Source organism: Coriobacteriia bacterium (assembly GCA_003149935.1).
In the GTDB taxonomy this organism is placed as follows: Bacteria; Actinomycetota; Coriobacteriia; order Coriobacteriales; family QAMH01; genus QAMH01.
In genome coordinates this window covers 355,668-378,709 of sequence record QAMH01000006.1, presented here as the reverse complement: position 1 = coordinate 378,709, position 23,042 = coordinate 355,668, and the positions used below count along the sequence as shown (strand labels likewise).

The following is a 23,042-nucleotide window of genomic DNA, read 5'->3' as shown; positions in this document are numbered from 1 at the left end:
ATGTCTCCTGTCATCCTGCTCGATTTCGTCCTCGTTGCCGCCGTCTCCTTCCTGATAGGCAGCGTTCCCTTTGGCGTGCTCATCGGCAAGGCGCTCTACCATTCCGACCCGCGTTCGGGTGGATCGAGGTCCATCGGGGCGACGAACATGAGTCGACTCTACGGCTGGAAGGCCTTCGTCATCACTTTCTTGGCCGATGCGAGCAAGGGAGCGCTTGCCGTCGTGTTCGCGCGCATTGTCACCGGCTTCATGCCCTTTGATGCGGCCTGGCAGTTCGACCTACTCATCGTGCTCGCCGTCCTTTTCTCCATCGTCGGTCATGTCTTCTGTCCGTGGCTTGGCTTCAAGGGCGGCAAGGGCATTTCCACGGGTTTTGGCTCGATACTCGTGGCGTACCCCTTCGTTGCGTTGTGCCTGCTCGCCACTTTCCTCGTCATTGCGGGAATCAGCAAACGGATTTCGGCGGGTTCCATTTGCGCGGCCATCAGCCTTCCCATTTGGTCATTTGTTTTCTATGGGAATAACGTCCCGTTACTGGTCGTCAGCGTCATCATTGCCATCGCCGTCGTCTTCGCGCACCGCAGCAATATCCAGCGCATGATAAACGGCGAGGAGCCCAAGTTCTCCTTCAAGTCTACCGGCGAGAAGACCGTCGTGAACGAAGAAGAGCTGGAAGAAGAACTCGAGGAAGAGCTGTGATGGGCAACGTCGCAGTTATCGGCTCGGGCACGTGGGGAACGGCCATCGCGCACCTCATCGCCGGCAAGGGCATCGCGGTGAGGATGTGGACGCGTGGCGCCGATGTGGCCGATGCCATCAACGCGACCCATCGCAATCCGCGTCATCTGCCTGACGTCGAGCTTACTGGCGTGACAGCGAGCGCTTCGTTCGAGGAGTCGCTTCGCGGCGTCGATGCCGCCATCTTCGTCTGTCCTTCGTCGTACCTGCGCTCCATCGCCTCGTCATGCGCGCCCTTTATCGCCTCCGATCTGCCCGTCATCGTCTTGACGAAGGGCATCGAGGCGCAGACTGGCTTCACGATGGTCGAGCTTCTCGAAGACGTGCTCGGCAATCCGTCGCGCATCGCCTGCCTCTCCGGCCCCAACCATGCAGAGGAAGTCTCGCGCGGCCTGCCGGCTGCCACGGTAGTCGCCTCATCTGACAAGGCATGTTCCCTCTACTTTCAGGACCTCTTCAATACCTCGACGTTTCGCGTGTACACCACCTCCGATGTGACGGGTGTGGAGCTCTGCGCCGCTTCGAAGAACGTCATCGCCATCGCCAACGGCATGAGCGTGGCCATGCAGCTGGGCGATAACGCGTCGGCATCTCTCATGACGCGTGGCCTTGCCGAGGTAACGCGTCTTGTCGTTGCGCTCGGTGGCGATGCACGCACCTGTTTGGGCCTTGCCGGCGTGGGCGACCTAATCGCGACCTGCTCTTCGGAGCATTCTCGCAATCGCGCTCTCGGCGCCTTTCTCGTCGAGGGAGGTACGCTCGCGGCTTTCGAGGAGAAGATGCAGATGGTTGCCGAGGGTGCCGTCGCCTGCAAAACCGTGACCGAGCTCGCGCGCCAGCATGATGTCGAAATGCCCATTGCCGAGGCCGTGCGACAAGTGCTTTGGGAAGGACGCGACCCGCATGAGATAATCGAGACGCTCTTCGAGCGCCCCGTGAAGGCCGAACAGGAATGAAGGGATAGGCACCCATGTTCACGGACATCCAAATTGCCCCGTCCATACTGAGCGCCGATTTCGCTAATCTCGAACGCGACGTGCGCATGATTTCTGCGGCAGGAGCCGACTGGATACACGTCGACGTGATGGATGGCCACTTCGTTCCCAATCTCACCATCGGCCCCGCACATGTCAAGATGCTCAAGCGCGTGACTGACGTGCCGCTTGACGTGCACCTGATGATCGACAATCCCGAGGTTCAGGTGCCCTGGTACATCGATGTGGGCGCCGATTCCGTAACCGTTCATGTCGAGGTTTGCGACGATGCCGCATCCATGCTTCGCACCATTAGGGATGCCGGCGTGAAGGTGGGCATCTCGCTCAACCCCGAGACGGATGTGTCTGCGCTCGAGGGTCTGCTCGGGCTCGTTGACCTGGTGCTCGTGATGAGCGTGCATCCCGGTTTTGGTGGCCAGTCCTTCATCGAGAGCTCGCCTGCCAAGATCGCGGCAATTGTCGAGATGTGCAAGGCCGAAGGCGCAGCGCCGCTCATCGAGGTCGATGGAGGCATCGGCGTGGCGACGGCGCCGCTCGTACGTGCCGCCGGCGCTGACGTGCTCGTGGCGGGAAGCGCCATCTTCTGCGCGGATGATCCGGCAGCGGCATTGAGAGGCATCCGCGATGCCTGCCGCTAGCGCCCATCGCGTCTATCTTGACTACGCCGCGACCGCTCCCTTCGACGAGCGCCTGTATCCCGTGCTGCATGATGCCAGCTGGGCAAACGCCAACGCACTCTATACCGAGGGTCGCGAAGCGGCTACGCAGCTGCGCGATGCGCGTGCCCGCATAGCCCGTGCGCTTGGAGCGCATGCGCCCTCCGAGGTCATCTTCACTTCGGGTGGCTCCGAGGCTGACAACATGGCCATCAAGGGGCTTGCAAAACCCGTTGCAGGAGCTGCACATACGCATGTCATCGTCTCGGCAATCGAGCATCATGCGGTTCTGCATGCTGCCGATGCGCTCAAATCCGCCGGCTACAAGGTCGATAGGCTCATGCCGGATGGCAATGGCGTCATAGGCCCCGCCGCGCTCGAGAGCTTGCTTGCGACAATCGAGGATGCGGGCGATGCGTCCTGTCTCGTCTGCATTCAAGCGGTCAATAACGAGCTGGGTACCATTCAGCCCATCACGCAGCTTGCCCGTATTGCCCACGAACATCGGGCTCTCTTCGTATGCGATGCCGTTCAGGCGCTCGGAAAGCTGCCTTTCGACCTCGAGGCAAGCGGTGTGGATGCCTGCGCGTTTTCGGCTCACAAGATTGGCGCTCCCAAGGGTATCGGCGCCCTCTACCTGCGTCGAGGCACGCGTATCGCTCCCCTCATTCACGGGGGAGGCCAGGAGGCGGGCATGCGCAGCGGGACGTCCAACGTACCTGGCGCTTGTGCCTTTGCCCAGGCAGTCGAGTATGCCGTCGGGGAACGCGAGCAAACGTGGAGTCATGTCCTTGCATTGCGCGAGCATCTGCTTGACGCCATTGCACGGGGCAGTTTCGCACATGAGCTGCTCGTCACCGTTCCCGATGAGACGGCCGTCGTTCCGCACATCCTCTCGCTGCATGCGAGAGGGCTCGAGGGCGAGACGGTCGTGCTACGCTGCGACAATGCGGGCTTTGCGATATCATCTGGCTCTGCCTGTTCGACTTCGTCGCTCGATCCGAGCCATGTGTTGGGTGCCATTGGCTTGTCCCGCGATGACGCTTTGGGTGGCATACGCCTTTCCTTTGGCAGGGAGACGAGCATGGAGGACATCGATCGCTTCATCGAGGTGCTGCCCGAGGTGCTCAGATGACGCGCATATGCGAACGTATAGACTGTCATTCGCATTCTGCACATTCCGGGCATGGCTCGGGTTCCGTCGAAGACATGGTGCGACGTGCCGAGGAACTAGGCCTTGCGGTTTTTGCGCAGACCGAGCATCTGGTGCTTCCCAAAGGCATGGACCCGGATTTCGAGACCTCCATGTCTTCGCAGACCATGAAGCGCTATATCGAGGAGCTTCATGAGCAACGCGAGCGTCTCGCACATGTTGGAAGCGGCATGCAGCTCATTTGCGGTATCGAAGCCGATTGGTTGCCTGGACGTACCGACGAGCTCACCGAGCTTTGCAAGCCTTTCGAATACGTGCTCGGTTCGGTTCATTTCATCGATAACCGGCCCATCGACGACTCGCGTGACCTGAGCGTATGGGACGACTATGGCGTCGATGGCCTTTGGCGGGCCTATTTCGAGTCCTGGCTCGACATGGCGGCACACCCCGGCCCTATCACGTGCTTTGCGCACCCCGATCTGCCAAAGAAATACAGTTGGCGTCCGAGTTTCGATGCGAGGGAGTACAATTACGAAATGGCGTCAGCCGCTGCGCGTGCAGGGCGCATGATCGAGGTAAACACTGCTGGTCTGCGCAACGATGCGCATGAGATGTACCCTGCGCTCGAGATGCTTCGTTCGTTTTATGATGCAGGCGTGGAATGCACGATTGGCAGCGATGCGCACGCGCCGAAGGACGTCGCGGCGAACTTCGACGATGCCGTCGGGCTCATGCGCCAGGCAGGGTATAGGAAGCTCACCGTGCCGATGCCTGATGGTGACAGGCGACATATCGTGATCGAAGATTAGGACGGGGAGAGGCTATGACGGCTCCACAGACGATTGGTGAGCTCGAGGACAGGCTCTTTGCGGCTTTTCCGCGTGAGGATGCGGAAAGCTGGGACCAACCGGGCCTTGCCGTAGGCGATCGCACGCGCCGCATCGGCAAGATCGCCGTTGCGCTCGACATGAGCGTCGCGAACGTGATCGCGGCATCCGAAGCCGGATGCAATGTGCTCGTGACGCATCATCCTCCCTATATAAAGACAGGTCCTAACGAGTTCGGACCCGAGAGCCAGGCGCTTACGCCAGGGCCGGGTCGCATGGTCTACGAGGCCATCGAGCGTGACGTGGCGACGATTGCCATGCACACGAACGCGGATCGTGCCATTTCGACACGCGAGCGCTTCGCGGCCATCATGGGCTGCTCGTGTCTGGGTAACTGCGAAACGGTCCTTGATCCGCGCTTGTGCGCGCAGGACAAGGGCTTTGGCGCCCTCCTCGTTCCGGATTGGGACACGAATCCGACGCTTGGCGTCATCGCCGAGCTCGCGGCGCGCAACTTCGATTGCCATCCGCGCGTCTGGGGTGACCCGGAGCGCCAAATCAATCGCATCGCCTTCTTGAATGGCTCCTGGAGTGATTCCGAGCTCTACGAACGATGCATCGCTGCTGGTATCGACTGCATGATTGTCGGAGAGACGCGTTATCATCTGTGCGTTGACGCGCAACCCTATCTCTCGGTTGTCGAACTTGGCCACGATTGCTCGGAGCTTCCCATAGTCGATGTGCTCATCGATGCTTTGCTTTCATGTGACATAGTCCGAGACGATATCGTTGACCTGCGAGGGTCTCACCGTAATTGGTGGACGGCGTGAGAAGGAGATTGACCCATGTCCGATAGCAAGGTGCTTCTCGATTTGCAGGACTGCGATACGCAGATCATGCGTTCCAAGCGAGAGCTGGACGAGCTACCCGAGCTCAAGGCGATCATGGATTGCCGTGCAAAGCGCAAGGAAATCAAGGGCAAGCAAGACCAGGTCGTGGAACTTCTCGACGAGGTCGAGGGCAAGCTTGCCAAACTCCAGGCCGAGGAGGAGCGCGTCATCGCCAAGATCAAGGCCCTGCAGGAAAAGCTCGACACGAATGCGGATTACCGTGCCACCGCATCCATCACACGCGATATGGAGGGTCAGGTCAAGCGTCAGAAGAACATCGCCATCGAACAAGACGAGTTGCTCGAGCGCCAGATAAAGGTCGATAACCTTGCCGAGCAGGTGGCTCAGGCCCTTGCCAAGACCGATCACGCCGAGGCGCATCATACCGAGAGCTTCAAGCAGAAGGGCGGCGCGATCAAGGCGCATATCGGCGAGCTCGAGACCAAACGTGCTGAGCTCATCGCCCAGCTCGACCCGGCCATGGCGCAACGCTATGAGGCATTGCGTGCCGAGAAGAACGGCGTCGCCGTCTCCCGTCTCGAAGACGACCATTGCACGGCATGTCGCTCGACCATCCTCGATGGCATGCTCGCCAAGTTGCGCAAGGGCGACGAGATTGCCGAATGCCCCAATTGCCATCGCATGATGGTCGTCTCGCAAGGGGAGGGGGATGCCTCGTGATCTTGCTGGGCGTCACGGGCTGCATCGCGGCCTACAAGTCGTGCGAGATACTGAGGCTGCTCCAAAAGGCCGGTCACGACGTCAAGGTCGTCATGACCGAGCATGCCACCGAGTTCGTGGGCCCTACCACCTTTCGGGCGCTTTCAGGCCATGAGGTTGCCGTCGGGCTCTTCGACGAGCCGGGTGATCCCATCCATCACGTCTCCCTTGCCAAGGAGCCTGACGTATTTCTTGTCGCGCCTGCCACGGCGAACGTCATTGCGAAGATTGCGCGAGGAGTTGCCGACGATCTGCTCACCACGACGGCGCTTGCCACGAAGGCGCCACTTGTCATAGCGCCTGCCATGAATGTCGAGATGTGGCGCGATGTTGTCACGCAGGAAAACATCGCCACGCTCGAGGCACGCGGTTGCACCATCGTGTATCCCGATAGCGGCTACCTTGCCTGCGGAGATGTCGGAGCGGGACGTCTGGCCGAGCCGGAAGCCATCGTGCAGGCAACGCTCGACGTGCTTGCGCGCTCACGTGACATGGAGGGCATGCACGTTCTCGTAACGGCAGGCCCCACCCAAGAACCGCTCGATCCCGTACGCTATATCAGCAACGGAAGCAGCGGCAAATCCGGTTATGCTATCGCGGCGGAGGCACGAGATCGGGGAGCGCAGGTCACGCTCGTTTCTGGCCCTGTCGCGCTTACCGCTCCCGAGGGCGTCGAAGTCATCCCCGTGCGCACGGCTGACGAGATGCTTGAGGCGTGCCGGAGTCCTTTCGCCCATGCTGATATCGCCGTCTTCGTCGCGGCCGTCTCGGATTGGAAACCAGAGGCAGTTCGGGAGCAGAAGATCAAGCACGATGGGGAGGACCTGCTGGTCAAGTTCGTTCCCAACCCCGATATCGCGGCGACGCTTGCGGCAGATAAGGGTGCTACCAAGGTCGTGACCTACGCCGCAGAGACCTGCGACGTCCTCGCATCGGCACGCAAGAAGCTCGTCTCCAAGAACGCCGACCTCGTCGTGGCAAACGATGTCTCGGGAGAGCTCGGCATGGGCTCTGCCGACAATCGCGTCTGGTTCGTGGATGCCGATGACGTCGAGGAGCTCCCCGTGCTCCCCAAGCGCCTTATCGCCCGCACGCTCTTCGACCGGTTGCTTAATCGCCCGTAGACGGGCGTGATCGGGGGCAAACAATGCAACAAGAACTCGTCATAGGCTGTCATCTCTCGTCGAGCAAGGGTTATGAGGCGATGGCCCGCACGGCGCAGGACATCGGAGCCAATACGTTTGCCTTCTTCACGCGCAATCCTCGCGGTGGTGCCACCAAGGCCGTCGACCCCGAGGACATCAAGCGTTTCGAGAGTGCTTGCGAGGAGATCGGCATGGGAACGATCGTCGCGCATGGTTCCTATACGATTAATCCTTGCTCTGCCAAGGAGTCAGTACGTGAGTTTGCACGCGAGGCGCTCGATGATGATTTGGCACGCATGGAGTGCACGCCTGGACAGTACTTCAACATGCATCCGGGCTCTCATACGGGTCAGGGTGTCGAGGTGGGTATCGAGCAGATTGCCGAGACTCTGAACCAAGTCATCACGGTCAACCAGACGACGACGCTGTTGCTCGAGACGATGGCGGGAAAGGGGTCGGAAGTCGGCTCGACCTTCGAGGAACTTGCCGCGATTCGCGAGCGCATGGACCATCCCGAGAAGGTCGGCGTATGCCTCGATACCTGTCATGTCTGGGATGCGGGCTACGACATCAAGGATGATCTCGACGGCGTACTTGACGAGTTTGACAAGCTCATCGGTATCGACCATCTCAAGGCGCTACATGTCAATGATTCGCTCAACGTGTGCGGGGCTCATAAGGATCGCCATGCACGAATCGGCGAGGGCGAGATAGGGGCAGATGCCCTCGTCCGCGTGGTCAAACATCCCGCGCTGCAGGGTCTCCCGTGCATCCTCGAGACCCCCAACGAGCTCGATGGCTATGCAAAGGAGATCGCTTTCTTCCGCGATGCGGTGAGGAGATAGCGCAGCATAATTCGTCTGCGCTTTTGTCCATTAGCATCCAGACGTTTCTATATCACTGGCGCACATTCGAGCGCGATGGCATCGCGGTTCGCGAGGCTTGCGTAGTCGCCGCTGAACCAGATTGGCAGTTCTTCTTGACGCACGATGAGTGGCATGCGGTGATGCACCGGCATCATGCTTGCGTTTGCCTGCGTCGTCATCATCGAGAAGCAATCATCCTTCCAGATGCAGCCGATGAGCATGACATCGCTGGCGGAGGACACGAATTCGTAGGGACGCTTGATGGGGCGTCCCGTCTTGGGTGAGGAGACGGTCTCTGACTCGTGCGTCTCGAAGAACGAGCGTACGGGAAGTATGCAGCGACGATGCGTTATCGAGTCGTGCCACAGGGGCTTTGCGGCGCTTTCGATGCGCGTGTTGAAGATGACACCGGGCTTCCACGATTGGCCGAAGCCCCAGGATAGCTCGCGAGCGAGCAGGGCGCTGTTGGGGATGCTCCTGGAGCCGAGCGCGGTATCGAAGTTTGCCACGATGAGCGGGGCGTTTGACTGAGGATACGCCTTAATGGGCAGCTCAAGTTGGCGAGGCTCGACGCGCAGGGGCTCCCGAGCGGTGATTTCCTCTATGAGCTTGAGCACCTCGTCATAGGTAAGTATGTCGCATTCCTTGCACATGAACCCATGGTAGCCTTTTTTGATTCCCTGTCACGGCGGGCAGGCGCTCCGCTCCGCTCCGATGGTCGCTTCCCGACAGCCCGCTTCGCGGTCTTTACGGCGCGCTCCCTTGGACCTCCGCTTCACGGAGCGCCTGCCCGCCCGAGCTCGACTCTGCTCACTTTGCTCGAAATGACAGTGTGTCCGTGCTAGTATGACCTGGACAGTTCCAAACCTTTAAATGGCGGTCCTGCGAGGCCGACAAGGGAGTAGGTGATTATGTCAGATCTGACGAAGACGATCGTCATGGACGAGTCTGCCATCGATCGTTCGCTCACGCGCATCGCGCACGAAATCCTCGAATCCAATGACGGCGCCCAGAACATCGCGCTCGTCGGCATCGTGACGCGCGGTGATCTTCTCGCCGCGAGCCTTGCCAAGCGCATCAACGCGATCGAGGGGGTGAAGGTGCCCGTCGGCAGGCTTGACATCAGCTTCTATCGTGACGACGTCGAGAACTTCCTCGCGCCGGTCGTGCACACGACCGAAATTCCCTTTACGCTCGAGGGCAAGACGGTCGTGCTCGTCGATGACGTGCTCTATACCGGACGCACCATTCGCGCGGCCATGGACGCTCTCATGGACTACGGCCGTCCCGATCGCATCCAGCTTGCGGTGTTGGTCGATCGCGGTCATCGCGAGCTTCCCATTCGTGCGGACTTCGTCGGCAAGAACGTTCCGAGCAGCAAGGATGAGTCAGTTCGCTTTTTCGCCGACGTTATCGACGGTCGCACGAGCGTCGAGATTCTGCAGGCGCAGGGCCACATCGGATCGGCGCCCGTTCAGAGCACGGGCGAGCTTTCGCAAGCCTTCAACAAGGTCCTCGGAGGTGAGAGCTGATGTTGCAGCACAAGCACCTCATCGATATCGACGAATACTCCGCAGATGAGATAATCGAGATCCTCGACACGGCAAAGAGCTTCAAGGAGGTCAACGACCGCACAATCAAGAAGCTCCCCACGTTGCGCGGTCGAACCATCATCAACCTCTTCCTCGAACCCTCGACGCGCACGCGCACGAGCTTCGAGATCGCCGGCAAGCGTCTTTCGGGCGATGTCATCAACTTCTCGGCATCGAGCTCCTCGACCACTAAAGGTGAGACTCTGGCCGACACGGCCGAGACGCTCGACGCCATGAACTGCGACCTCATCGTCGTGCGCAGCAAGCAGGAGGGGGCCCCGCGCATCCTGACCCAGCACATGGGCACCCATGTGGTCAACGGCGGCGATGGCAAACACCAGCACCCCACCCAGGCGCTGCTCGACGCCTTCACGATTCGCGAGACGCTTGGCCACATCGACGGCCTCAAGGTCGGCATCGTGGGTGACATCGCGCATTCCCGTGTCGTCGGCTCGCTCGTTCCGCTGCTCAAGATCATGGGGGCTGAACCCATCGTAATCGGGCCGCCCACGCTCATGCCGGCACGCCCTGATGTCCTGGGAGCGCGTTGCTCCTATACGCTCGATGACGTTTTGCCGGAGCTCGACGTCGTCTACATGCTGCGCATCCAGCAAGAGCGCCTCGAGTCCGCCGCGTTACCATCGCTACGGGAGTACGCGATGCTCTACGGCATCAATCTCGCACGTATGGACGCGATGAGGGACGATGCGATCATCATGCACCCGGGCCCCATCAACCGTGGCGTCGAGCTTTCGCAAGATGCCGCCGATTCCGACCGTGCCGTGATTCTCGACCAGGTTAATTCGGGAGTTGCCGTGCGCATGGCTGTCATGTACCTACTGCTTGGAGGCGAAGACAATGGCGCTGCTGCTTAAAGATGCCCATGTGATCGATCCGCAAAACGGGATTGACGAGGTAACGAACGTCCTCGTGCGCGATGGTCTCGTCGTTGCCGTCGGCACGGATATCGAACTGCCCGAAAAGCTTCTCGTGAAGGATTGCGCGGGCAAGTACCTCGTCCCCGGCATGGTCGACGTGCATGTGCACTTTCGCGATCCGGGCCAGGAGTACAAGGAAGACATCATCACCGGTATGCGCGCTGCCGCCCATGGCGGGTTCACGGGTGTCGTACCCATGGCCAACACCAATCCCGTGATCGATACGGGCGCCATGATCGAGTATCTTCTCGAAAAGGGCGCCTGGGAGCCGGGACGCACGCGCATCTATCCACTTGGTGCCTGCACCAAGGGGCTTGCCGGCAAGGAGCTTGCCGAGATGGGCGATATGGTCGCCGCCGGTGCCGTTGCGTTTTCCGATGACGGTCATGGTATCCAGGACGGCGGCATGATGCGCCAGGTGCTCGATTATGCCAAGATGTTCGATGCACCGGTGCTGAGCCACTGCCAGATGGAGGACATCGTCGGCGCTGGCGTGGTCAACGAGGGCGTCGCCTCGACGCGCCTGGGCCTGGCCGGTTGGCCTGCCGCAGGCGAGGAAACGCAGATCATGCGCGATATCGAGCTTGCGCGCCTCACGGGTTGCCACGTCCATATCCAGCATCTCACCACGGCACGCGCTGTCGACATGGTCGCTCGCGCAAAGGCCGAGGGTGTCCCCGTCACCTGCGAGGTCACACCCCATCACCTCTTCTTGAACGAGGACGACATCAAGGCCGATAGCTATAGCACGAACCTCAAGATGAATCCGCCGTTGCGCACGAAGGAGGACAACCTCGCCTTGCAAGAGGCCCTTATCGACGGGCGCATCGACATGGTCGCCACCGATCATGCCCCGCATGCCGCTCATGAGAAGGCTCTCGAGTTCAACCGTGCGCCCTTTGGCACGACGGGTCTCGAGACGGCGCTGGGACTTTTGCTCACCGAGCTCGTGTTGCCGGGAAAGATGTCCTGGCAGCGCCTCGTCGAGGTCACGTCCATCGCTCCGCGCAATCTCATTGGCGTGGAGCAAGTCGAGCTGATCGAGGGCTCTACGGCTGACTACACCATCATCGACCCGGCTCTTGATTGGGTGGTCGAGGCCGATGACTTCTACTCGCGCTCCAAGAACTCGGCGTTTCTCGGATGGAAACTCACAGGACGTCCAACGGATGTCTTCGTGGATGGTTATGCCAGCATGGAAGATGGTGTCGTGACCTTCTAGCTTTTCGTTTCAAGTATGTGAACAAATGCACCCGCACTTCGATGCGGGTGCTATAGTTCCCTGCGGTCATACAACCTTTAACGAGCGGTCCCGTGAGACCGACAAGGGAGATGGACATGTCATTGCATAGCACTATGCCAGCCGTTCTCATGCTCGAGGACGGAACGACCTTTGAGGGTCATGCCTGCGGATGCGCGGGCGAGGCCTTCGGCGAAATCGTCTTCAATACCTCGATGAGCGGTTACCAGGAAATCCTGAGTGATCCCTCATACGCAGGCCAGATTGTGGCGATGACCTATCCGCATATCGGCAACTATGGTGTCAACGAAGCCGATGCCCAGTCACGGGGCTGTTTTTGTCGCGGTCTCGTCGTGCGCGCCATGTGTGACACTCCGAGCAACTTTCGTGCGGAGATGTCGCTTCCCGCGTATCTTGCCGCTCGCGACATCGTTGTCATCGAGGGTATCGACACGCGCAAGCTCGTGCGGCACGTGCGCGAGCACGGCGCGATGAAGGCGGTTATCTCGACGGAATGCGATGACATTCTCGCTCTCGCGAAGCGCCTTGAGGAATCTGACGGAATCATCGGGCACAACTTCGTCGCCGAGGTCTCCTGCGAGCAGCCTTATGAGCTCGCGTCGCTTTCCGGTGCCGGTCGTCATCATGTCGTCGCTCTTGACTGTGGCATCAAGACGGGCATACTCGATGGTCTACGCACGCATGGATGCGACGTGACGGCCGTGCCCTGGGACACGGCACTTGACGATGTTCTCGCCCTTAATCCCGATGGTGTCTTTCTCTCCAATGGACCGGGAGATCCGCAGGCGGTTGCGCCGGCCTACGAGCTTGCCCGCCAGCTTATCGGGAGGCTTCCGGTCTTCGGTATCTGCCTCGGTCACCAGATGCTCTCCATTGCCGCCGGTGCTCGTATCGAGAAGCTCAAGTATGGGCATCATGGTGGCAATCAGCCTGTCATGAACCTGCGTACGGGCGCTGTCGAGATCACGGCGCAGAACCATGGCTTCGGCCAGGTCTTCGAGAGCATCGGACCGCTCGTTCCCGAGCTTTCGGGTGGTCTTGCCGAGCATCCCGAAAGCTTGCTGTTCTGGAGCGAGCAGCGTATCGCGCCCGTCGTTGAGTCGCGTGAGTTTGGCCGTATCCAGCTTACGCATGTCAACCTCAACGACGGCACACCGGAGGGCATGGCGTTTCTCGACCACCCCGTGTTCTCGGTGCAATACCATCCGGAGGCAGATCCCGGTCCGCATGATTCTTCGTATCTCTTCGAGGCGTTCTCCCGCCTGATGGATGGCCGAAGCGACTATTTGGATATCGAGGTGCGAGACGTGCGAAGCACGGCATAGATTGCGAAGTAAGCGCCTTACCGAGGCTCGATCGCAGCATGGGATGCGAAGCCGAGGTCCAAGGGAGCGAGCCGTGAAGACCGCGAAGCGGGCTGTCGGGGAGCGACCGTCGAGGCGAAGCGCCCATGCTGCGACCTGTTCGAAAGTTGATTTGAAAGGTTTCATTACATGCCACGTAGAGACGATATAAAGAAGATTCTCATCATCGGCAGCGGCCCCATCGTCATCGGACAGGCTTGCGAGTTCGATTACTCGGGCACCCAGGCGTGCAAGGTGCTCATGGAGGACGGATACGAGGTCGTCCTCGTGAATTCGAATCCGGCGACTATCATGACCGATCCCGCCATGGCAACGCGCACCTACGTCGAGCCCATCACGGCTGCGGTCATCGAAAAGATCATCGAGAAGGAACGCCCCGATGCGCTTCTCCCCAACATGGGCGGACAAACCGGTTTGAACTGTGCGGTCGAGCTTGCCGAGTCGGGCGTACTCGAAAAGTACGGTGTCGAGATGATCGGCTGTGACCTCGCCGCCATTCAGAAAGGCGAGGATCGCAAGCTCTTTGCCGAGGCCATCAAGCGCATCGGCTTGGAGGTTGCGCGAAGCGGCTACGCTTATTGCGTCGCCGATGCCGAGAAGCTTGCCGACGAGTTCGGCTTTCCGGTCGTGTTGCGCCCGAGCTTCACGCTCGGTGGCGCCGGCGGTGGCATCGCATATGGCATGGATGATCTGCGTGATATTGTGCGCGAAGGCCTCGAACTCTCGCCCGTAGGAGAGGTGCTCGTGGAGGAGTCCATCATCGGTTGGAAGGAATACGAGATGGAGGTCATGCGCGATCGGTGCGGTAACGGCATCATCGTGTGCTCCATCGAGAACTTCGATGCCATGGGCGTGCATACGGGCGATTCGATTACCGTTGCCCCGGCCCAAACCCTCACGGATGTCGAGTACCAGCGCATGCGCGATGCATCGCTTGCCATCTTGGAGGAGATCGGCGTTGCCTGCGGCGGATCCAACGTGCAGTTTGCCGTGAATCCCGAGGACGGTCGCCTCATCGTCATCGAGATGAACCCGCGCGTGAGCCGTTCCTCCGCGCTTGCTTCCAAGGCCACGGGCTTTCCCATCGCGAAGATGGCGGCCAAGCTCGCGGTTGGCTATACGCTTGACGAGATTCAAAACGACATCACCAGGGCCACGCCCGCGTGTTTCGAGCCGTCCATTGACTATGTCGTCGTCAAGATTCCGCGCTTTGCCTTCGAGAAGTTCGCGGGAAGCGATGCGACGCTCTCGACGCGCATGAAAGCGGTCGGTGAGGTCATGGCCATCGGAAGCACCTTCGAGGAGGCACTTGGCAAGGCGCTGCGCTCGCTCGAGAACGGCAGGAGCGGCCTTGGGCGCGATGGCAAGGACGAATTTGACGAGACGCACTTCACGAGCCTCGTCTCGACGCCGACCGAGCATCGCATCTACTACATGGCAGAGGCCTTGCGTCGGGGAATGAGCAAGGAGGAACTCGCCTCCCTTAGCCTGATTGACCCGTGGTTCATCGACCGGCTTGCTGACATGGTCGAGGTCGAGACCATGTTCGAGGGCCGTGATATTGCGAGCGTTGACAGGTGCCTCATGCGTCTCGGCAAACGCTACGGGCTTTCCGACGTGCAGATTGCGCAGCTCACGGGTGCGACCGAGGAAGAGGTACGTGCGCGGCGCAAGGAGCTCGGTGTCATAGGGGTCTTCAAGACGGTCGATACCTGCGCGGGGGAGTTCGCCTCGCAGACGAATTACTACTACAAGACCTATGGGGACGAAAGCGAGGTGCGTCCTTGCGACAAGCCCAAGGCCATGATCATCGGTGCCGGTCCCAATCGCATCGGGCAGGGCATCGAGTTCGATTACTGCTGCGTGCAGGCGAGCTACGCGCTTTCCGCGATGGGCTACGAGACCATCATGGTGAACTGCAATCCGGAGACGGTATCGACCGATTACGATACCTCCGACCGTCTCTATTTCGAGCCGATTACCTACGAGGATGTCATGGACATCGTCGATGCGGAAAAACCCGACGGCGTCATCGTGACGCTCGGTGGGCAAACGCCGCTCAAGCTTGCCCAGATGCTTGCCGACGAGGGAGTGCGCATCATGGGCACGCAGCCGGCGGCAATCGATCTTGCCGAGGATCGCGATCGTTTCTCCGCCTTACTCGATGAGCTTGGTATTCCCTATCCGGTTGCCGGCGTCGCCGAATCGCTTGACGAGGCACTTGCCGTTGCCGAGCGCATTGGCTATCCGCTACTCGTGCGTCCAAGCTACGTGCTTGGCGGACGTGGCATGGTCATCGCCTACGACGAGCATTACCTCGAGCGCTATATGGCCCAAGCCGCTCGTGTCACACCCGACCACCCCGTCTATCTCGATGCGTTTCTCGAGTCTGCGACCGAATGCGATGTCGATGCCCTCTGCGACGGAGAGGATGTTTTCATTGGCGCGGTTCTCGAGCATATCGAGGAAGCGGGGATACATTCGGGCGACTCGGCCTGCTGTACGCCGCCCTTCTCGTTTTCCGATGCCGTGCTCGACAACATCACCGACTACACGCGCAAACTTGCGCTTGCCGTCCAAACGCGGGGTCTTGTCAACATCCAGTTTGCGGTGAAGGACGGCAAGGTGTATGTCATCGAGGTCAACCCTCGTGCAAGCCGCACCGTCCCCTTTACGAGCAAGGCGCGTGGCGTTTCGCTCGCGCAATATGCCGCACGCATCATGACCGGGGAGAAGCTTGCGGATCTCGACCTACCCGCAATCGGCGACGAGATGGGGTATTACGCCTGCAAGGAGGCTGTCATGCCCTTTGGACGCTTTCCCGGTGCCGAAACCATGCTTGGGCCCGAGATGAAGTCGACGGGCGAGGTCATGGGCATTGCCGCGGACTTTCCGAGCGCATATGCCAAGACGCAGCTTGCCATCGACTATTCGCTGCCCAATGCGGGCAAGGTCTTCATTTCGGTGTGCGATCGTGAAAAGCGTAACATCGTTCCCATCGCCCATGCGCTTCAGGATCTGGGATTCTCCATCGTGTCAACAGGGGGGACGGGGCGCCTGCTGCGTGCCAATGGGCTCAAGGTCGAGGTCACGCGCAAGATGCAGGAGGCACGTCCCAACATTGGCGACATGATTGCCAACGGAGAGATAAACCTGCTCGTCAACATTCCCTTCGGCCAGGAGACGCGTGGCGACAGCTATCATCTGCGCAGCGCGGCCGTGCGTCACGGCATTTGCTATGTGACGACGCTCGCCGGTGCCAACGCCTTCGTCCAGGCTATCAGCGCCGTGCACGATGGCCGTCTTACGCCGGTTGCATTGCAAGACTTGTAGGCGGTGAGGCACAGGGTGAGACACATTGGACAGGTACATCTGTCTCATTTTGCGCAAAATGAGACAGATGTACCTGTCCAATGTGTCTCACCCCACGTCTGCGACTAGACGGGGCAGCCAATGGCGATATGCGCAAGAAGTGCGCTATCATGAACAAAATCATGTTGAACCAGGCGTGGAGGGAAACGCGAAAGCATGGTCCAGAAGCTTCAAGAGAGTGGCCCGGTCCTCTTCAACAGGCAAATTGCCGAGGGAATCTATCATCTGTCCGTGCTGGCTCCCCGCATTGCCGCTACCGCACATCCCGGTCAATTCGTTCAAGTCAAGGTTGCAAGCGAGCCTTCGGTTCAGTTCTTGCGCATGCCCTTTGCCGTCTTCGATGTCGATGTAGACGCAGGTTCCGTTGACATCTGCTATCAGGTCGTCGGCGACGGGACCGAGCAGTTGACGCATGTTGGCATCGGTGATGAGGTCGATCTTGTTGGCCCCATCGGTAACGGCTGGCATGTTCCCACGGGTACAACGCATGCGTTGCTTGCTTGCGGCGGTGTGGGTACTCCTGCTCTCAAGCTTCTTGCAGACGAGCTCGCCGCGCAAGGTGCGCGTGTTGATGTCGTCATCGGGGCTACGACGGCCGATCGCGTCGCCTGCACGGAACAGTTCGAGGACAGTGTGCGCCGATCGCAGGGCGCTCTCTATATCGCAACCGATGACGGATCGATGGGCGTCAAGGGCTTCGTGAACGCCGTCACCGACGAGCTCCTCGCCACGAATGACTACGATTACGTCGCCGTGTGCGGGCCGCCCCTCATGGAGCGTTCCGTGGCGCTTCCCGCCATCGAACATGGCGTGACCTGCGAGATCTCGATGGAGCGACTCATGGCCTGCGGTGTTGGCGCATGTCTTGGTTGCGTTGTCGAGACGACAGGCGGTCTCAAGCGCTGCTGCGTCGATGGCCCCGTCTTCGATGCAAGCGAGGTGATCTGGTGATGAGCATGCCCGATATGCATGTCGACGTTGGCGGCTTGTCGATGAAGAACCCCGTGACGGTTGCCTCGGGAACTTTTGGCCATGGCGAGGAATTCGCCGATTTCCTTGACGTCTCGTTACTGGGTGCCGTTACGACGAAGGGCGTCTCGCCCAGGCCCTGGGATGGCAACGCAACGCCGCGCATCGCCGAGGCGCCGTGCGGCATGCTCAATTCCATCGGTCTGCAAAACCCCGGTGTCGAGGAGTTCTGCGCGAGCCAACTGCCGTGGCTTGCGACGCAGGACACGGCCGTCATCGTGAACGTTTCGGGCCATACGCTCGACGAGTACGTACAGGTCATAGAGCGCCTCGAGGATGAGCCTGCCGTCGATGCCTACGAGGTGAACATTTCGTGTCCCAACGTGGACGCTGGTGGCATGACCTTCGGCACCGACCCGGAACAGGCCGCGCAAGTGACCGCAGCCGTGCGCCAGTGCACGAGGCGTCCCCTCATCGTGAAGCTCACTCCCAACGTTACCGACATCACCGTCATCGCCAAGGCCGTCGAGTCGGCTGGTGCCGATGCGGTGAGTCTCATCAACACCCTGCTTGGCATGGCGATTGATGCCAAGCGTCGTAAACCCAAGCTGGCACGTGTCGTAGGTGGTCTGTCTGGCCCCGCCATCAAACCCGTTGCGTTACGCATGGTGTGGGAGACGCATAACGCCGTCGACATTCCCATCATCGGCATGGGAGGTATCTCGTCTGGTGAAGACGCGATCGAGTTCATGCTTGCCGGTGCGACGGCGGTGGCCGTGGGCGCGGCGAACTTCGTCGACCCGCTTGCGAGCGTGCACGTACTCGACGGAATGATTGCATATTGCGTGGAAAATGGCGTTTCACGAATAAGCGAGCTCATTGGAGCATTGGAGGTATAGCGCATATGGAATGGAAGAGCGAAGCTGCCAAAGACCGCATCATCGTCGCACTCGACTGCTCGGGTGATGAGGCCGTCGTGCTCGGCGAGAAGCTCGCGGGGCATGCCCGGTGGGTGAAGATCGGCATGACCTTGTATTACGCAGTCGGCCCCTCCATCGTGAACACGATGCACAAGCTCGGCTTCAAGGTCTTTCTCGACCTCAAGCTGCATGATATTCCCCATCAGGTCTATGGTGCTGCCAGTTCCATCGCGCAAGCTGGTGCAGACCTCTTCACCGTGCACGCGAGTGGCGGCGAGCTCATGCTCGAATCTGCCGAGCGCGGCGCACGCAAGGGCGCTGCCGATGCCGGCCATGAGGACAACGCCCCGGCGCTCTGTGCGATTACGGTGCTCACGAGCATGGACGCCGATCAGCTCGCCTCCGTCGGCATCGACGTGTCGCCTGCCGAGCAGGTCGAGCGTCTCGCCACGCTTGCGTCCGAGGCGGGGCTTGACGGCATCGTGTGCTCTCCCATGGAGGCAAATCAGATGAGGGAGCTCCTCGGTCCTGATGCCATTATCATCACGCCGGGCGTCAGGCCCAAGGGCGCTGCGTTGGGCGATCAGAGCCGAGTTGCCACACCCGCCGAGGCTTTTGCGGCAGGCGCCTCGCATCTTGTCATCGGTCGTCCCATCACGCGTGCGGCAGACCCCGTCGCCGCGTTCGAAGAGATTGCCGCCGAGCTCGACTAGAGACGGATGTATCCATGGATCAAGGAACGCTCTATGTCATATCGGGCCCTTCGGGAGCGGGCAAGGGGACGCTCGTCTCCGCACTGCTGAAAGAGTGCCCTCACATCGTGTTGTCGGTTTCCGCCACGACGCGTCAGCCCCGCGAGGGCGAGATTGATGGCGTGCATTATCATTTTCTCACCATCGAGGAGTTCGAGAACACCATCGAAGAGGACGGCTTCATCGAGTGGGCCAAGGTGCATTCCAACTATTACGGCACGCCGCTCGCACCCATCGAGGAACACCTCGCGAAGGGGGATACCGTCCTGCTCGAGATTGACGTCCAAGGCGCCTTCCAGGTGCTCGATAAGATCCCGCAGGCCAAGCTCATTTTCATCGCTCCTCCGTCAATCGAGGAGCTCGAGCGCAGACTGCGTGGCCGCGGGACCGAATCCGAGGAAGTCATCGCTCAGCGTCTTGCCAATGCGGCTGGCGAGATGGAGGCTGCGGATAGGTACGATTACGTCATCGTCAACGATGATGTGCAGGGGGCTACCAAAGAGCTCGCGCGCGTGTTAGAATGCTAGGTCGATTCAAAAACAACTCGTTCATTTGAGGAGCTTACCGCATATGTCTATTGTCGAACCACGTATTGACACCCTTCTCGATAAGACCCACGAAGACAAGTACCTGCTTTGCGCTATCGCTTCCAAGCGTGCGCGTGATATCAACGACATGATGCGTGGCCAGCGCGATCGTGCCGTCGCTCTGCAGTCTGTCAGCGAAATCGCCGAGTTTGCGGGTCGCAAGCCGCTATCTCTTGCCATGGAGGAGATTGCCCGTGGTGAGGTCTCCTACGACAAAACGGCCTTCATGAACGACAAGAGCTAGGAGGAGCGCTTGTTCGAGCGTATCTGCCTCGTTCATTATCACGAGGTCGGCCTCAAGGGTCGCAATCGTGCCTCTTTCGAGCACCGTCTCCTCAGCAACATGGAGGCGGCGCTCGTTGCTTTTGACACCAAGGAGATATGCCGTATCTCCGGGCATCTTCTCGTCGTGTTCGAAAATGCGGACGATCTTGAACCAGCTGCCCGGATTCTGCTGCAGGTTCCCGGCGTCGCACGCGTGTCACGTGGCTGGCGCTGCGCACGCGACCCCGAGGAATATAACCTTTGCGCTGAGCTTGCGATGATGGATTGCGGTGAGTTCGAGTCTTTCAAGGTCGTCGCGCGCCGCTCAAACACCGATTATCCCATCGACTCCATGCAACTCAACCAGCTCGTCGGTGCGCATCTGTGCGCTTTTGCCCCCGACAAGAAGGTCAAGATGAAGGACCCGGACGTCAAGGTTCACGTCGAGATCATCCAGGGCAGTGCCTATGTCTTCTCGCGTAGCGATCGTGGCATTGGCGGCTTGCCCGTGGGAACGGCCGGCAAGGTCGTGAGTCTCATGTCAGGCGGTATCGATAGCCCCGTTGCCACCTGGAAGCTCATGAAGCGCGGTGCCGTCGTCGTGGGCGTCCACTTCTCGGGTGCCCCCGTGACCGATGACGCGAGCGAATACATCGTCGATGACCTTGCACATGCGCTTGCACCGGCGGGTGGTATCGGCCGCATCTACACCGTGCCCTTTGGCAACTACCAGAAGGCCATCGCGAGCGAATGTCCGCCCAACTTGCGCATCGTGCTCTATCGACGCCTCATGTTCCGTATCGCACAGGGTATCGCGCGCATCGAAAACGCGAAGGCGCTTGTCACTGGCGAGTCACTCGGTCAGGTTGCGAGCCAGACTCTCGAGAACATAGCCGCCGTTAATGCCGTTGTCGATATTCCGGTGCTGCGTCCACTCATCGGAAGCGACAAGCTCGAGATCATCGACGTCGCCAAGCAGCTCGGCACCTTCGAGATCTCCTCGCGTCCGGCCGATGACTGCTGCACGCTGTTCATGCCTCGTTCGCCCGAGACGCATGCGCGCATCAAGGATTGCGAGACGGCCGAGGCCCTCGTGCCGATAGACGCATGGATCGACGAGATTCTCGATAATCTCAAGTACCGCGACTATCCCTGCCCATCGTACAAAGCGCCGCGTAAGATGCGGCGAGAGGGGAGTGACTGATGCATTCGAGCCAAGTTACGCTTCCCCTGCCCGACGGCATTGACCTTGCCCTCTTCTGCGGTCCCCAGGATGCCAATCTACGTGCCATCGAAGATCTCTTCGATGCGACCATCGCGTTGCGCTCCGATAGCATCGTCATGACGGGTGATGCCCTCGAGGTGCCACTCATCTCGGCGCTTGTCTCCGACCTTTTTGACATGGTCCAGGCTAACAAAGCGCCGACGGTCGAGGACATCCGTCGCGCCGTCGAGGTGCTGCGCAATTCCGATTACTCCCCGAGCTCCCTGCGCGAGGACATTCTGCTTACCTATCGAGGGCGCGCAATCCGTCCCAAGACGAGTGGCCAGAAGCGCTACTGCGATGCCATACGCGACAGCACCGTCACCTTTGCCATCGGTCCGGCTGGCACGGGTAAGACCTACCTCGCCATGGCAATGGCCATCGCCGCACTCAAGCGCAAGGAGATCGGTCGCATCATCCTTACGCGTCCCGTCGTCGAGGCGGGCGAGAACCTCGGTTTCTTGCCGGGCACGCTCGACGAGAAGGTCGATCCTTACGTACGCCCGCTCTATGACGCGCTCTTCGATCTGACCGACATGGAGAAGGGCAACCAGCTCATCTCGCAGGGCGTCATCGAGATCGCCCCACTTGCCTTCATGCGCGGACGCACCTTCAATGATGCCTTCCTCATTCTCGATGAGGCGCAGAACACCACACCCGAGCAGCTCAAGATGTTCCTCACCCGTCTGGGCTTCGGCTCCAAGATGGTCGTCACGGGTGATATCACGCAAGTCGACTTGCCGGGTGGTGTCTCGGGCCTGCATGGCGTGCGTGACATCCTCAGTGATATCGACGAGATCTCATTCATCGACTTGACCGGTGCAGATGTCGTGCGTCATAGCCTCGTTGCGCGTATCGTGCATGCGTATGACGAAGCAGCTCGCGGCGCGCGTAACGATTCCGGGAGGTCGAAGTAGCATGCTCGTGAACATAGACAGCCGTGGCGGTGCGCTAACCTGGGATGACGCCGCTATCGAGAGGCTCGCGTGCTTCGCGCTCGAGTACATGGATGCTCCCGATGCCTGTGAGGTTTCGATTAGCTTGGTTGATGCGGATGAGATTCACGAGCTCAATCGCACGTACCGAGGCATTGACAAGCCCACCGATGTCCTTTCTTTCGAGTGCGATGACCCATGGGATACATACGAGCCGGGTACCCCCATCGAAATCGGTGATGTCGTCATCGCCCTGGATGTCGTTGATGGACAGCGTGCCCAATTTGGCACGAGTCTTGAGCAGGAGGCATCGCTCATGCTCGTGCACTCGTTGCTGCATCTCCTCGGCTACGATCACATCGACGAGACCGAGGCGCTCGAGATGGAGGCGTTCGAGAAGGAGATTCTCGACGCCTATGGTCTGACGGGGATACGCTGATGAAGAACCAGTCACAAGCCAAGAGCTTCGCCGTTGCGTTCGTGGGTATTGGCAGGGCCTTCATGAGCGAAGTTCACATGAAGGTGCATCTCGTCTTCGCGCTCATGGCACTCATCGCCTGCTGGGTCTTGCAGGTCGAACCTTGGGGCTGGTGTGCCGTCATCGTTTGCATTGGGATGGTCGTATCCGCCGAGGTGCTCAACACGGCAATGGAAGCGTTGTGCGACAAGGTAAGTCCCGATTATGACCACCTTATCGAGATAGCCAAGGACGCGGCCGCAGGCGCCGTGCTCGTACTCGCGATTACCTCGGTTGTCGTCGGCCTCATCGTCTTCATCCCGGCGCTCATGAAATTCATTGCGTAATAAGGAGAGACCATGTCCGATCTGGATGAG

General features: G+C 60.0%; 24 protein-coding genes and 1 pseudogene. 24 read left to right on the top strand and 1 reads right to left on the bottom strand.

Translation table 11 applies throughout. The annotated features are described in order from the left end of the window. From plsY to DBY20_04375, 9 genes are read left to right on the top strand one after another with little or no spacing between them, the layout of a single operon-like run. Window positions 1-699 (top strand): acyl-phosphate glycerol 3-phosphate acyltransferase, encoded by a 699-nt coding sequence (plsY, locus tag DBY20_04415; GenBank protein ID PWL79125.1) that lies wholly within the window; start codon window positions 1-3, stop codon window positions 697-699. Further along, window positions 699-1,694 (top strand): NAD(P)-dependent glycerol-3-phosphate dehydrogenase, encoded by a 996-nt coding sequence (locus tag DBY20_04410; protein PWL79124.1) that lies wholly within the window; start codon window positions 699-701, stop codon window positions 1,692-1,694. Before plsY ends, DBY20_04410 begins: the two co-directional genes overlap by 1 nt. A 14-nt stretch (window positions 1,695-1,708) precedes the next feature. After that, window positions 1,709-2,371 (top strand): ribulose-phosphate 3-epimerase, encoded by a 663-nt coding sequence (gene rpe / locus DBY20_04405; GenBank protein ID PWL79123.1) that lies wholly within the window; start codon window positions 1,709-1,711, stop codon window positions 2,369-2,371. Then, a complete protein-coding gene (locus DBY20_04400) occupies window positions 2,358-3,524 on the top strand; it encodes a cysteine desulfurase (GenBank protein ID PWL79122.1) in 1,167 nt (388 codons plus the stop codon). The genes rpe and DBY20_04400 overlap by 14 nt, the downstream gene beginning before the upstream one ends. Further along, window positions 3,521-4,351: a histidinol phosphate phosphatase gene (locus DBY20_04395; protein ID PWL79121.1), complete on the top strand. Its 831-nt coding sequence runs from the start codon at window positions 3,521-3,523 to the stop codon at window positions 4,349-4,351. The genes DBY20_04400 and DBY20_04395 overlap by 4 nt, the downstream gene beginning before the upstream one ends. Before the next feature lie 14 nt (window positions 4,352-4,365). Beyond that, window positions 4,366-5,199, top strand: coding sequence for a hypothetical protein (locus DBY20_04390; GenBank protein ID PWL79120.1), 834 nt, complete (start codon window positions 4,366-4,368; stop codon window positions 5,197-5,199). Window positions 5,200-5,214: 15 nt separating this feature from the next. Continuing rightward, window positions 5,215-5,940 carry a hypothetical protein gene (locus tag DBY20_04385; protein PWL79119.1) on the top strand — a complete coding sequence of 242 codons (726 nt, stop codon included), beginning with the start codon at window positions 5,215-5,217 and terminating at the stop codon, window positions 5,938-5,940. Then, window positions 5,883-7,103, top strand: a complete 1,221-nt coding sequence (gene coaBC, locus DBY20_04380) for a bifunctional phosphopantothenoylcysteine decarboxylase/phosphopantothenate--cysteine ligase CoaBC (GenBank protein ID PWL79118.1) — start codon at window positions 5,883-5,885, stop codon at window positions 7,101-7,103. Before DBY20_04385 ends, coaBC begins: the two co-directional genes overlap by 58 nt. Window positions 7,104-7,126: 23 nt before the next feature. Then, complete coding sequence (locus DBY20_04375) at window positions 7,127-7,969, top strand: endonuclease IV (protein PWL79117.1); 843 nt, start codon at window positions 7,127-7,129, stop codon at window positions 7,967-7,969. 47 nt (window positions 7,970-8,016) lie between these two features. Here DBY20_04375 and DBY20_04370 read toward each other — a convergent pair whose 3' ends face one another. Then, window positions 8,017-8,643, bottom strand: coding sequence for a DUF159 family protein (locus DBY20_04370; GenBank protein ID PWL79116.1), 627 nt, complete (start codon window positions 8,641-8,643; stop codon window positions 8,017-8,019). A 258-nt stretch (window positions 8,644-8,901) separates the two neighbouring features. Here DBY20_04370 and DBY20_04365 point away from each other — a divergent pair, with 258 nt between their 5' ends. The 15 genes and pseudogenes from DBY20_04365 to DBY20_04295 all read left to right on the top strand — a co-directional run bounded on the left by DBY20_04365 (window position 8,902) and on the right by DBY20_04295 (window position 23,041). Then, on the top strand, window positions 8,902-9,522 hold the full coding sequence (locus DBY20_04365; GenBank protein PWL79115.1) for a bifunctional pyr operon transcriptional regulator/uracil phosphoribosyltransferase PyrR: 621 nt from the start codon (window positions 8,902-8,904) through the stop codon (window positions 9,520-9,522). After that, complete coding sequence (locus DBY20_04360; GenBank protein PWL79114.1) at window positions 9,519-10,457, top strand: aspartate carbamoyltransferase; 939 nt, start codon at window positions 9,519-9,521, stop codon at window positions 10,455-10,457. Before DBY20_04365 ends, DBY20_04360 begins: the two co-directional genes overlap by 4 nt. Next, complete coding sequence (locus DBY20_04355; GenBank protein ID PWL79113.1) at window positions 10,441-11,742, top strand: dihydroorotase; 1,302 nt, start codon at window positions 10,441-10,443, stop codon at window positions 11,740-11,742. Before DBY20_04360 ends, DBY20_04355 begins: the two co-directional genes overlap by 17 nt. A gap of 110 nt (window positions 11,743-11,852) precedes the next feature. Then, window positions 11,853-13,106, top strand: a complete 1,254-nt coding sequence (locus DBY20_04350; GenBank protein PWL79112.1) for a carbamoyl-phosphate synthase small subunit — start codon at window positions 11,853-11,855, stop codon at window positions 13,104-13,106. 168 nt (window positions 13,107-13,274) lie between these two features. Beyond that, window positions 13,275-16,478 (top strand): carbamoyl phosphate synthase large subunit, encoded by a 3,204-nt coding sequence (gene carB / locus DBY20_04345; GenBank protein ID PWL79111.1) that lies wholly within the window; start codon window positions 13,275-13,277, stop codon window positions 16,476-16,478. A gap of 195 nt (window positions 16,479-16,673) precedes the next feature. After that, window positions 16,674-17,468, top strand: coding sequence for a dihydroorotate dehydrogenase electron transfer subunit (locus DBY20_04340; protein PWL79110.1), 795 nt, complete (start codon window positions 16,674-16,676; stop codon window positions 17,466-17,468). Next, entirely contained in the window at window positions 17,468-18,385 is a 918-nt protein-coding gene (locus tag DBY20_04335) for a dihydroorotate dehydrogenase (GenBank protein ID PWL79109.1), read from the top strand. Before DBY20_04340 ends, DBY20_04335 begins: the two co-directional genes overlap by 1 nt. A 5-nt stretch (window positions 18,386-18,390) precedes the next feature. Further along, complete coding sequence (locus DBY20_04330; protein ID PWL79108.1) at window positions 18,391-19,119, top strand: orotidine-5'-phosphate decarboxylase; 729 nt, start codon at window positions 18,391-18,393, stop codon at window positions 19,117-19,119. 14 nt (window positions 19,120-19,133) lie between these two features. Next, window positions 19,134-19,685: a guanylate kinase gene (locus DBY20_04325; GenBank protein ID PWL79107.1), complete on the top strand. Its 552-nt coding sequence runs from the start codon at window positions 19,134-19,136 to the stop codon at window positions 19,683-19,685. Window positions 19,686-19,728: 43 nt separating this feature from the next. After that, the gene (locus DBY20_04320) at window positions 19,729-19,989 is read left to right on the top strand and encodes a DNA-directed RNA polymerase subunit omega (protein ID PWL79106.1); all 261 of its coding nucleotides are present in this window, start codon (window positions 19,729-19,731) and stop codon (window positions 19,987-19,989) included. A 9-nt stretch (window positions 19,990-19,998) separates the two neighbouring features. Then, complete coding sequence (locus DBY20_04315) at window positions 19,999-21,213, top strand: tRNA 4-thiouridine(8) synthase ThiI (GenBank protein PWL79105.1); 1,215 nt, start codon at window positions 19,999-20,001, stop codon at window positions 21,211-21,213. Further along, window positions 21,213-22,190 carry a phosphate starvation-inducible protein PhoH gene (locus DBY20_04310; protein PWL79104.1) on the top strand — a complete coding sequence of 326 codons (978 nt, stop codon included), beginning with the start codon at window positions 21,213-21,215 and terminating at the stop codon, window positions 22,188-22,190. Before DBY20_04315 ends, DBY20_04310 begins: the two co-directional genes overlap by 1 nt. A 1-nt stretch (window position 22,191) precedes the next feature. Then, on the top strand, window positions 22,192-22,647 hold the full coding sequence (gene ybeY, locus DBY20_04305; GenBank protein ID PWL79103.1) for an rRNA maturation RNase YbeY: 456 nt from the start codon (window positions 22,192-22,194) through the stop codon (window positions 22,645-22,647). Next, window positions 22,647-23,012: a diacylglycerol kinase gene (locus tag DBY20_04300; protein PWL79102.1), complete on the top strand. Its 366-nt coding sequence runs from the start codon at window positions 22,647-22,649 to the stop codon at window positions 23,010-23,012. The genes ybeY and DBY20_04300 overlap by 1 nt, the downstream gene beginning before the upstream one ends. Then, window positions 22,958-23,041, top strand: a pseudogene (locus DBY20_04295) (hypothetical protein). The gene DBY20_04300 and the pseudogene DBY20_04295 overlap by 55 nt, the downstream one beginning before the upstream one ends. Window position 23,042 lies beyond the last annotated feature (1 nt).